This is a genomic window from Mycobacterium sp. NGS39 (assembly GCF_059812765.1).
Genome location: NZ_JCALDH010000011.1, coordinates 1 through 9,741 on the forward strand (window position 1 = coordinate 1; position 9,741 = coordinate 9,741).

The 9,741-nt window shown below is 62.1% G+C and carries 11 protein-coding genes and 1 pseudogene; 5 read left to right on the plus strand and 7 right to left on the minus strand.

The features are described from left to right. Positions 1-48 precede the first annotated feature (48 nt). From AC5Y39_RS16015 to AC5Y39_RS16035, 5 genes are all read right to left on the minus strand, one after another. Positions 49-438: a hypothetical protein gene (locus AC5Y39_RS16015; RefSeq protein WP_500021660.1), complete on the minus strand. Its 390-nt coding sequence runs from the start codon at positions 436-438 to the stop codon at positions 49-51. 2 nt (positions 439-440) lie between these two features. After that, on the minus strand, positions 441-1,670 hold the full coding sequence (locus AC5Y39_RS16020) for a hypothetical protein (protein WP_500021659.1): 1,230 nt from the start codon (positions 1,668-1,670) through the stop codon (positions 441-443). A 458-nt stretch (positions 1,671-2,128) separates the two neighbouring features. Next, complete coding sequence (locus AC5Y39_RS16025; protein ID WP_500021657.1) at positions 2,129-3,094, minus strand: lytic transglycosylase domain-containing protein; 966 nt, start codon at positions 3,092-3,094, stop codon at positions 2,129-2,131. A 114-nt stretch (positions 3,095-3,208) separates the two neighbouring features. After that, entirely contained in the window at positions 3,209-3,943 is a 735-nt protein-coding gene (locus AC5Y39_RS16030; protein ID WP_500021655.1) for a Type 1 glutamine amidotransferase-like domain-containing protein, read from the minus strand. Positions 3,944-4,059: 116 nt separating this feature from the next. Then, complete coding sequence (locus AC5Y39_RS16035; RefSeq protein WP_500021653.1) at positions 4,060-4,635, minus strand: helix-turn-helix domain-containing protein; 576 nt, start codon at positions 4,633-4,635, stop codon at positions 4,060-4,062. A gap of 46 nt (positions 4,636-4,681) precedes the next feature. Here AC5Y39_RS16035 and AC5Y39_RS16040 point away from each other — a divergent pair, with 46 nt between their 5' ends. The 3 genes from AC5Y39_RS16040 (at position 4,682) to AC5Y39_RS16050 (ending at position 6,843) form a co-directional block, all read left to right on the plus strand. Then, positions 4,682-5,638 carry an NAD(P)/FAD-dependent oxidoreductase gene (locus tag AC5Y39_RS16040; RefSeq protein ID WP_500021651.1) on the plus strand — a complete coding sequence of 319 codons (957 nt, stop codon included), beginning with the start codon at positions 4,682-4,684 and terminating at the stop codon, positions 5,636-5,638. Next, positions 5,625-6,269, plus strand: a complete 645-nt coding sequence (locus AC5Y39_RS16045; RefSeq protein ID WP_500021649.1) for a class I SAM-dependent methyltransferase — start codon at positions 5,625-5,627, stop codon at positions 6,267-6,269. Before AC5Y39_RS16040 ends, AC5Y39_RS16045 begins: the two co-directional genes overlap by 14 nt. 235 nt (positions 6,270-6,504) lie before the next feature. After that, on the plus strand, positions 6,505-6,843 hold the full coding sequence (locus AC5Y39_RS16050; protein WP_500048265.1) for a hypothetical protein: 339 nt from the start codon (positions 6,505-6,507) through the stop codon (positions 6,841-6,843). On the opposite strand, the pseudogene AC5Y39_RS16055 reads toward AC5Y39_RS16050, so the two are convergent. Then, positions 6,801-6,998: pseudogene (locus AC5Y39_RS16055) on the minus strand (tyrosine-type recombinase/integrase); the annotation flags it as partial. The gene AC5Y39_RS16050 and the pseudogene AC5Y39_RS16055 overlap by 43 nt on opposite strands. A gap of 42 nt (positions 6,999-7,040) precedes the next feature. Between AC5Y39_RS16055 and AC5Y39_RS16060 the strand changes: the two are divergent. Continuing rightward, positions 7,041-7,640, plus strand: a complete 600-nt coding sequence (locus tag AC5Y39_RS16060) for a class I SAM-dependent methyltransferase (protein WP_500021645.1) — start codon at positions 7,041-7,043, stop codon at positions 7,638-7,640. A gap of 143 nt (positions 7,641-7,783) precedes the next feature. Here the strand turns inward: AC5Y39_RS16060 and AC5Y39_RS16065 are convergent, their stop codons facing one another. Further along, complete coding sequence (locus tag AC5Y39_RS16065; RefSeq protein ID WP_500021643.1) at positions 7,784-8,287, minus strand: DUF2505 domain-containing protein; 504 nt, start codon at positions 8,285-8,287, stop codon at positions 7,784-7,786. A gap of 242 nt (positions 8,288-8,529) precedes the next feature. Here AC5Y39_RS16065 and AC5Y39_RS16070 point away from each other — a divergent pair, with 242 nt between their 5' ends. Next, positions 8,530-9,285 carry a class I SAM-dependent methyltransferase gene (locus tag AC5Y39_RS16070; protein ID WP_500021641.1) on the plus strand — a complete coding sequence of 252 codons (756 nt, stop codon included), beginning with the start codon at positions 8,530-8,532 and terminating at the stop codon, positions 9,283-9,285. The last annotated feature ends 456 nt before the right edge of the window (positions 9,286-9,741 follow it).

The following is a 9,741-nucleotide window of genomic DNA, read 5'->3' on the forward strand; positions in this document are numbered from 1 at the left end:
GTCCGCGCCGGAAAGGGTTGTGCAGCTACAACGTAAGAGCAGCACTGCCTAAACGTCGAGGTCCTTCATGATGTTCGGAGGTCTGCCGAGCACGTTTTTGAGAGGCTTGCCGTCGGGGCCGTAGATAGTAACCATGACCGCGTCAGTGTCAGCGTCCTTGTCGAATCGATTGACTAGCCATCGCTTTGCGTTGTCGTAGGCGTCCTTGAGCGCCGAATCTAGCAGCTTGGTAGATGCGACACCGGCCAGGAAAATCCCTACCGCTGTTAACGATGCATGAACCTTATAGTCGGGTGGCGTCGGCTCCTCATATACGAGTTCATAGCTGTCACTTCTTAACTCGTCGAGCAGAACGTCCACGTCTTCACGCGGCCAGAGGAACGCGTCTGGTCCCGACAGCCGTACTGTTGCAGTCGGTTTCTGTACTTCGGCACCCATGGCTAGGCCGGTTTGTCCACAGCGTCATCATCGTCCTTGCCTCTTATCCGATCCAATACGCGGATTATGGGGTTAGGTACGTCGGGTTCCTCATCGGACAGTCGCCCGTGCAAGTAGATCGACTTGGCCATACCCAACCGGATTTCCGCCTGCTCTTCAGGCGTCAGGAAGGCAATAAAGGCCTCAAAGGTGTTGAGTCGAATCTCCGCACTCTTGCTGGCTCGGGCCTGCCGGTGATTGGTTGCGCCGCGACTGAAAAAGTAGCCACCCAGCACGACCGCCCCAATGATGATGCTCAGCCTTGTCATACTGAGCGCTACTGTGCCATCCGTGCCCTCGACCTTCAGAAAGTGAATCAGCAGCAAGATCAGCGGTGTCCCGATTGCAGCAGCGCCAAGTACGTCGTAGATCCATCCGGCAGCTGACTTCCGGCGTGCCTGCTCCCCAAAGTCCTTCGCGAAGGCGCGCTTGGACAGCCAATCAGCGGAGTTCTTACTTGCTGCCGCTAGGTCTTCCGCCTCTTTCTGCGCGCTTGCTGCGCCTTCAACGGATTTCTTGGCTTGGTCTTCCAGCCAGACCAAATTCGTGAGACGTTCGTCAAGGGTGTCTTTAATCGCCTTGTCGTATGCCTCTTTGCCAGACTCGTCTACCCGGTTGATGGCCTCTACGTACTCGTTTTCGCGTTCTTGCAGGGAAGCTTCGTACTTCTCTTGGACGCCGTCCATATTCCGCTCGACCGCGCCCAACCCAGATTTGAGGGTTTCGATTTCCGTCTGAAGGGCCGCGTTCCGCTCACCTAGCGTTCCGAAGGCTAGCTCGGCCTCACGCTTGTACTCGGCGAAGGCACGACCCGCCGCACTTGCTTGACCGCCAGCTGGCAGCGACGGCCACTGCGCCACATAGACAAAGACTCCCTCGACCTGATCCGCAGCGTCGTTGACGTAGTTGCCATAGTTGTCTGGATCAGACACAAACGATGACAGCGGTGAGATCACGCCGTTGGCCAGTTGGGCATCTACGTTGTCCAGCATCGTCTTTACGTAGTGGACCTTCACGCCCCGTTCGCGATGCTCCCGCAGCAGCTCAAGCGCCGTTTTGAGGCGAACAATCGACAACCGTTGCGGCGCATCCACGTGCTTCGGAAGTCGCTCGTCGTCGAGAAGAGACGCGAGCTCATCGACCTTGCCCCACACCGGGTGCTGGTCAAAGGCGTTGTCGTCCCAAAAGCTCACAGCTGGATGGTATCGACACGGTCTGACACTTCCGCCGATTTGCGTGCTGTGTCACCCACTAGAGCTTCGGGCTTCTCGTGGACGGCACCCGTGTGACAGCAGCGTGACAGCAGCGCGGCGCGAATCCGGCAACCTGCGGCAACGGCGATTGCAGACCCGGCTGGATCAGTCAGGAGTTTTCTGCCCAGCTCATAGTAGGTGTTTGTAGTGGCTAATGGATCGCGCGCGGGCATTGCAGCAACTCTGATCGGCGGTCACCTAGCGGCTCATAATCCGTTGGTCGCGGGTTCGAGCCCCGCCCGCCCCACGTAGAAAGTGCAGCTCGGCGGCCAACCCTCACGTGAGGTGCGTCCGCGGACGTGAACTGACGGACCCCCTCGTCGGCGTGTCGTCGCACTGCGTTCACGTTCGGCGCGGCATGCGGCGTCGGTCGAGCCGACCACCGGCCCACCCAGTAGCTACTTCGGCTGAGCGTTGACGCTTTCTCGCAGAGAACGTTCTGTGTGCGCCGTCAGGTACTCCCCGACAGGGATCGGTGAGGTCGCCGAATAACCAGCGGGCAGCAGCACGTCGCCAGCGCTGGTGTTGTAGTAGACGTCCCATCGGTGATAGCCGGCGAACGCGCTCGGGTCGGCTGCTAGCACCTCCGCGTAGTCGTCGACCGCACGCACGTACTGATGCGAGTTGTTGTATCGGTACAGCGCCGCATCCCGGTCGTCAGCGAAATCGTGCGCGGCGAGGAAGCGCCCGGCCGCGATGATGCTGTCGTGCGGCGAGAGGATGTCGCCGCCATCGCCATAGACGGCGAACGTCGATGGCATGAACTGCATGGGACCTTGCGCGCCGGCGGTGCTGATTCCCGCCACGCGACCGAAGGCCGTCTCGATCAGGTGGATGGCCGCCAAGTAGTTCCAGCCCACGCCCGTGGCTCTCTGCGCGTCGCGGTAGTAGCCGAGCAGCTCATCGGCCGGGGTCGGCGGGTCGATGCGCCATGCTGGCAGCGTGTCTTTCGGCTGGCTCATCGCGCTGAGTTGCCTTCGCGCGTCGACGTTGCGCTCGTAGCTCTCCCGAAGCGCAGCCGGAATCCTACTGTGCACCAATGCATCCCACTCGGGATGACGGCCGAGAAGCCGGTAGGCCACTTGCTGCCGGCGCGCTGCAGCCGTCATTGTCTCGGGCGAAGAGGGATTGCGAAGCACCTGCTCGTCGGCCACAAGATCATCCGCTATCTGCACGGGCTCCGATGACATCATCGGCACGCGGTCGGCGGCCAGCGCCGGCGTAGCCACCGACGTGGTCGCGTTGGTGCTCGTCGTGTTCGGGGTAGACGGCGTGGCGGTTTCGCGGTCGGAGCAGCCGACCAGTGCAAGCATGGCGATCACGAGAAGCGCCGCGGTGTGCCGGATCGCATGCTTACGGCTCATTGTCGCCACTCCCGGCCCCACTGAAGTGGTCTACGGTTGGGACCACTTCGCGAGCCGCGAGTGTCTCCTATCAGGTCGTGACTCATCAACCGAACCGACATGGCTTTCCACCAATCATTCGTCTTCGTGCGGCCACAACAACGACTGCGTAACGGTGGTGCCGTCGAAGCGGATTTCGTGGGCTGGTTGGCGCAGCGGCTCGATGGTGTTGTCTGGGTGGACGACGACTCCGCCTCCGGCGGGAATTCCCAGCCCGGTGACCGCCCCCTCCAACGATCGAACGGCGCGCGACAGTCGCGCCCAATCGTCTCGCTCGTCGTGCGTGTCGATGACCAGCGGCACGAGCTTGAGCATTTCCATCAGCTCAGTCGTGCCAGATTTCGTGTCCCCAACGATCCCGTAGCGTCCGAGTTGGATTGCCCCGGCTGAGATCCCCACGAGCACAGCCCCTTTCGAGTACCGACTGACAATCACGTCTTTCATGCCGGTTCTCTCGAAGATGTTCCAACCCAAGCGCACATCACCGCCCGCGAGTACCACCAGGTGCGCCCTCTCCAAGTAGGCGCGGTCGTCCGGGCCGAACGATGAATGAATCATGCGACGCTCGCTGACTCCAATTGCGTCCATCGCGGCCTCGAAGATCTCGTAGAACTCGAGGCGATCCCCATTGGAGGCACCGATATACGCGGCGCTTACTGGTGTGTCCCCGGTCAGGCCCTCGACGGCTGCCTCGAGGAGCAAGCGATCGTGCCTCTTCCAGAACAACAGCTGGCTGTCAGCCAGTAGGTAGAGCGGTTGAAACTGCGCCGTCGACCGAGTCGCCGTCCCTTGCCCGTCGGTGGCCGACATGCTCCCACCCTAACGTCGTACGGGCGCATGGGTACCACTGCGAACACCGCTGAAGTGTGTCACTAACGCGGGGTGGGTAAGCCGCCATTTCAACGGTGCGGAAGCGCAGCAATCAGTTAACTGTGTAGATGGAGCCGCTCGCCATGCGCTCCGAAGATCATGAGGGCCTCGACTGGTCCGTCGATGGCGCCAAACCAGTGCGGCGTCCATGTGCTGAATTCGACGGCCTCGCCGGGTGTGATGTTGAAGTCACGTTCGCCGAGGATTAGTCGTAGCCGTCCCGTTAGCACGAAAATCCATTCCTGGCCTTGGTGCACGGGTAATTGTTCGGGTGGTTTACGCCTTCGCATGCTTACGCGAACTTTGAACACGTGTAGACCGCCGGCAGCACCGCTGCGGGTCAACGGCCAGTAGGTGATGCCATGGCGGGTATGCGAGCTGGCGCGCACTCGTGGATCGAGGACCTCGGGTTCACGCAGCAGCTCATCGGTGCTGACCGACAGTGCCTCGGCCAGCCTGGGTAGATGGTCCAGCGCGAGGCGTCGCTTGCCCGATTCCAGCCGACTCAACGTCGAGATGTCGATGTTGGCGCGGGCGGAGACGTCTTCTAAGGTCATGCCCTGCTGGACGCGAAGTTCACGCAGCCGTTTTCTAACCAGGGCGTCGACGTCAGTTGCGTTCTTTGCCTGCATAGCAAAAGAGTTTGGCAACTGATAGCTACACAGGCAAGCTCGGGTCATGGACAACGTTTGGGATTGCGTCATCGTCGGCGGCGGTGCGGCCGGACTTAGCGCGGGCCTGGTGCTTGGCCGGGCCCGTCGCCGCACGCTGGTAGTCGACGCTGGCGAACAAAGCAATTTGGCCGCGCACGGCATCGGTGGTCTGCTTGGCCATGACGGCCGGTCACCAGCTGAGTTATACGCCGCCGGCGTGCGCGAAATCACGTCATATCCATGTGTCGAACACCGCACCGGTGAGGTCGTCGCTGGCGCACGCATCGGTGATGTCTTCGAGCTGATGTTGGCCGACGGCCGGCGCGAGCGGACCCGACGCGTGTTGCTGGCCACCGGAATGGAATACCGGCCGCCGTCCATCCGGGGGCTAGCGCCGCTGTGGGGTGCGTCGGTTTTTCACTGCCCGTACTGCCACGGATGGGAAGTGCGCGATCAGCCGTTGGCTGTACTGGCGCGTGGCAAGCAGGCTGTGCACGCGTCGTTACTGCTGCGCGGATGGAGCGATGACATCATCCTGCTGAGTGATGGGCCTGCCGATCTGGATGACGACGATCTTGCGCGACTGGCCGCCGCTGGTGTTGGCGTCGATGAGCGACAAGTGACCGAAATCCTCAGTGCCGACGGGCAATTGGTCGCGATCCAATTTGCCAATGGCCAACCGCTGAAACGTCGCGGATTGATGGTGGCCGTAACGTTGCACCAACGGTCTTCGCTGGCAGAGCAACTCGGTGTCGAGTTCGGCGAACCGACGCCGCTCACCGCGCAGCGAATCAGCGTCGATGCTCTGTGCCGCACTTCGGTACCAGGTGTTTTTGCCGCGGGCGACCTTACCGCCCAGGTCCCCCAGGTGGCCGCCGCGGTCGCATCCGGATCGCTGGCGGGTGCCGTGGTGGTGCAAAGCCTGTTGGCCGACGATGTCGGGCTGCCCATGCCGCAGTGGAGTCATCATGACAACCCTTGATGCGAACGAATTTTGGGAGCAGCACTATGGCGCGCGGGACCGCGTCTGGAGCGGACGGGTCAACCCTTGGTTGGTCGAAGTGGTCGAACCGCTACTACCTGGCTATGCGCTCGACCTCGGCTGTGGAGAAGGCGCCGACGCCATATGGCTCGCCCATCGAGGCTGGCGTGTCGTTGCCGTCGATGTCTCGCATACCGCGCTGGAACGAGCCGCCACCGACGCGATTTACCAGGGCGTGGAGCGGCGCATCGATTTTCAGCAGCACGATCTGTCCGACAGCTTCCCTGACGGCAGCTTCGACTTAGTGACAGCACTGTATTTGCAATCGCCCGCGCGGCTCGACCGTGAGCACGTACTACGCCGCGCCGCGGAAGCGGTCGTCGCTGGAGGACTGTTGCTCATCGTGGACCATGGCGCCGCGCCCTCCTGGGCGCCGACACCAACCCACGAACACCGCTTTCCCAGCGTTGACGAGGTGCTGGCCTCACTGGCCCTCAATCCCAACACGTGGGAGCGGCTGCGGGCTGAATCCGTTTCGCGGTCGGCGGTAGGACCAGAGGGCCAGACCGGCACAATGACAGACAACCTAATCTTGTTGCGACGGGTGCCAAAATGCAGCAGCAAACCGTGAAAGCCTAACCGCATATGTCGGCTTCAGCCGCACAGGATGACCGCATTCGACGCATCGTCGCGAGCACAACACGCATCGACCGGTCGCGACCACCAAGACGCGGCCGCGGCCGCAATCTGGGCAGGGCTGCTTAGGGTCGCGCTCGAGTTGTCGCCGCACACAGCGACAACACAACTCACGGCCGATGATGCCCACCGGCGCGCCACATGCCACGCAGTCGCTCTGCCGTTTCCCCATGGGTGCAACCGCTTTCGGGTTTCCCAGCGGCTACATCGGTGGCATGGACCGGCCCCTCGCGTTCACGGTCTTCTTCGTCTCGGCCGGCACCGGCCGCGGTGTGGCGGGCTGCTCGACCGGTGTGGTGTCAACTTCAAAGAGGTCGTTGGGGGTGCATTCCGACATCTCAAAGCCCGCTTTCTCAGCGAGCAGCCGGCGCAACTCGGTGCCGGTCCACACCTCATGTTGCGCCAGCCTCAACGTGATCGCTCGGCGGTACGCGTCTTCGATGAATGTCGCCGACGGGCGCACCTACCGCATCGTCGAGCTGACCGTCCAGTGTCCTAGAACCTATTGAACGGCAACAAGATCCACTCCACGCTCATAGTTGTGGGTCGCGCACGCCCGCCGCAGCGCGTGTGGGCTGAACCGGTCGGTCACCGGGCGGCCCTCCAACTGCATCAGATACCGCAACCGGTTGCGGATAGTCCCACGACGCAGTGCGCCGCCGGACGGCGCGACCCCGTGCCCGTTTCTGGGTGCCACAGTGGTCAGGTGAGCAACGAACAACACCGGTGGAACCACAACACCCACTACTACGACATCGTTCTCGACACCGTGCCACCAAGGGCGCGCACCGCTCTGGACGTCGGCACCGGCGACGGCCTGCTGGCAATTCGGCTCGCCGAGAAGATTCCCGACGTAACCGCCATAGACTCCGACGCCGACATCATCAACCTCGCTCGATCCAGCACCTCGGCCAATATCACCTGGATCATCGGCGACGTGCTCACCCATGCCCTGCCCGAGGCGCACTACGACCTTGTGGCTGCCGTCGCGACCGTCCATCACTTCCCCGATCTGACGGCTGGCCTGCAGCGCCTCGCGGACCTCACCGCCCCCGGCGGCACCCTGATCGTGATCGGCTGCGCCCGCAGCTCGACGCTGCCTGACTACGCCTTCGATGCCGGAGGGGTCGTGCAGCACCAGATCTACTCCCGCACCCGCGGCTTCTGGCAGCACAACGCCCCCGTCCAGATGCAGTTCCCGCACACCTACACCGAGGTCAAGCAGACCGCCGCGACGGTGCTCCCCGGCATGACGTGGCGCCGGCTCCCGCTATGGCGATACGCCATCACCTGGCACAAGACGTAGTAGCAACACACAAAATCAGGCGCGTGATGAACTCGAACGCCAACTCGACGGAACGCATCGCGACGAGCGCGCAGAGCAGTGGAGAGAGGCTTTGGCGCGCCACGGGTATGGCGAGTAGGCGCAATCAAAGGCGCCAAGCGCCGTCAAGCGTGTTCGCTGATCCATTCGGTGGTGAAGCGCTGAATGAGTGAAAACTGTTTGGTCAACTGTCGGCCGATGAAGGTTTCGACCTTGCCGCCGACCAGCGGGACATTGAACTCCACGGTGGCCTTACAACTCAGCCGCGAGCCGTTGCGTGTTGGCGACAGTACCGCAGTGCCGGAACCGGATCCCGGCGCGCCGTGCGTTGCGATGCTTACCTCGCCATGTACAACGCCGTCGCGGACCGGACTCCACGTCTCTTCCTGTACGACGCGCCATTCGCTGGGATAGAACTTTGCGACGAGTTTGGGCAACCCCTCGTGGTGTGCGTCCTGGACGACGACCACGTTGACACCAACGTCGTCGTCAACCTCCAACGACTCCAGCCTGCTGCGACCGCCGAACGCCTCGATCCGCGCCAGCCAATACTCCTCCTCGCAGAAGGCTGAATGGATCTGTTCGACTCTGGCCGGAGACTCGATCGCGAAGTCGAATGACCGTGGCATACCGGCCACGCTATCGCCTGTAAGCCCTGCGGCGTGATCAAAGTCTGAACGCGGCCACCGCCGGCGAAACGAGGCCTATGCTGAGTCCACCGAAAGCCTGCACCGTCGAGGGGCGGTGAGGAAGGGGCAGAGTTCTGACAAGTTCTGAAGCCCCAGGGCCGATCGACCCCGTCAACGATCACCGCGACAAGGTGGACTTCACGTGGGTCCAATGGGGATCGGTGGAATGGACGATGCTCTGTATGCTCTACCTGCGCGCGTGCGAAAGTCGTTTGGAGCGACCGATTCTCGGCGATCACTTCGCCGCACGAGATGTCGCCCGGATCGACTACGACTTCGAGCGAATCCATCGAGCCGTCCGTCCGACGAGCAATCAATTCGGGGTGGCATTGCGCGGCGCACAGTTGGACGCCTGGACCACCGACTACCTGAACCACCATCGCGATGCCGTTGTTCTCCATCTCGGATGTGGTTTGCACAGTCGCGCATTTCGACTGCCAATTCCCGAAGGTGTGCGGTGGTTCGACGTCGACCTGCCGCAAGTGATTGCGATGCGTCGCCAGTTGTACTCCGAATCCGAGACCTACCGAATGATTGGGTCATCGGTGACCGATGCCGGGTGGATCGACGATTTACCGGAGGGCGGTCCCGTCTTGATCGTCGCCGAAGGGCTTCTTGTCTACCTGAACCCCGGCGACATCGCAGAGCTGCTCCACCGATTGGTCGACCGATTCGACAGCGGTGAATTGCTCGCTGACCTGATGTCGAAGTGGGGCCTGCGGATCTCAAAGATTGCGCGGCCCGGGATGATCAAATGGGGCACCCGGCACGGTGAAGAAATCACCCGTTGGGATTCTCGCCTCGAACTGGTGGATCAGAAGCCTGTCGTCGCCGGCTTCGACAAAATTCCACTCAAGCCGCAACGGTTGCTGTATCACGCCCAGTACGCGATTCCGCTGACGCGAAACCACTTACGGGTCTTCCGCTTCGCGTTCTGACCACCGCAATCGTGCGCTGCTGGCGCGGAAAAGACATGCCCGTTCACTTTGCCGCATGGCCGGCGCTGGGCCTGGCCGATGCTGCCGCGGCCAGAGATGGTCTTGTGGCGACATCTTCGCGGATACCCGGCGCGCCTGCTTAGGCAGGGTCTGAACTCATCGCCCCGGCAAAAAGTGGTACGGCGAAATCGCAGTCCTTCACCGACCGCCCGATAACTGGGCTTTGCCGGCTTCCTTAGGCCTCGCCTGATAATGGCGCCGGCCGCCAGGAAACCGCGCGTCACCTGCGACGAAGCGGCCACCCGGCCCGACTCGCCGACGATGTTGTCTGACATCAAAGAGCTGTTGTTGACGTCCGCGCCAATTTCTGGAATCGCGAGACCAGCGTCCTTTAGCTGCCGTACGTTCAGATCGGTTCTGCTGATTTCGACTCACGCTCTGGACAACTAGTCGGCT

Coding starts and splice junctions, on each gene's coding strand:
- AC5Y39_RS16035 (WP_500021653.1), bottom strand. CDS start 4,635: ATGCAGGCAAAGAACGCAACTGACGTCGACGCCCTGGTTAGAAAACGG.
- AC5Y39_RS16070 (WP_500021641.1), top strand. CDS start 8,530: ATGCTCTACCTGCGCGCGTGCGAAAGTCGTTTGGAGCGACCGATTCTC.
- AC5Y39_RS16050 (WP_500048265.1), top strand. CDS start 6,505: ATGGGTGCAACCGCTTTCGGGTTTCCCAGCGGCTACATCGGTGGCATG.
- AC5Y39_RS16040 (WP_500021651.1), top strand. CDS start 4,682: ATGGACAACGTTTGGGATTGCGTCATCGTCGGCGGCGGTGCGGCCGGA.
- AC5Y39_RS16065 (WP_500021643.1), bottom strand. CDS start 8,287: ATGCCACGGTCATTCGACTTCGCGATCGAGTCTCCGGCCAGAGTCGAA.
- AC5Y39_RS16030 (WP_500021655.1), bottom strand. CDS start 3,943: ATGTCGGCCACCGACGGGCAAGGGACGGCGACTCGGTCGACGGCGCAG.
- AC5Y39_RS16025 (WP_500021657.1), bottom strand. CDS start 3,094: ATGAGCCGTAAGCATGCGATCCGGCACACCGCGGCGCTTCTCGTGATC.
- AC5Y39_RS16015 (WP_500021660.1), bottom strand. CDS start 438: ATGGGTGCCGAAGTACAGAAACCGACTGCAACAGTACGGCTGTCGGGA.
- AC5Y39_RS16045 (WP_500021649.1), top strand. CDS start 5,625: ATGACAACCCTTGATGCGAACGAATTTTGGGAGCAGCACTATGGCGCG.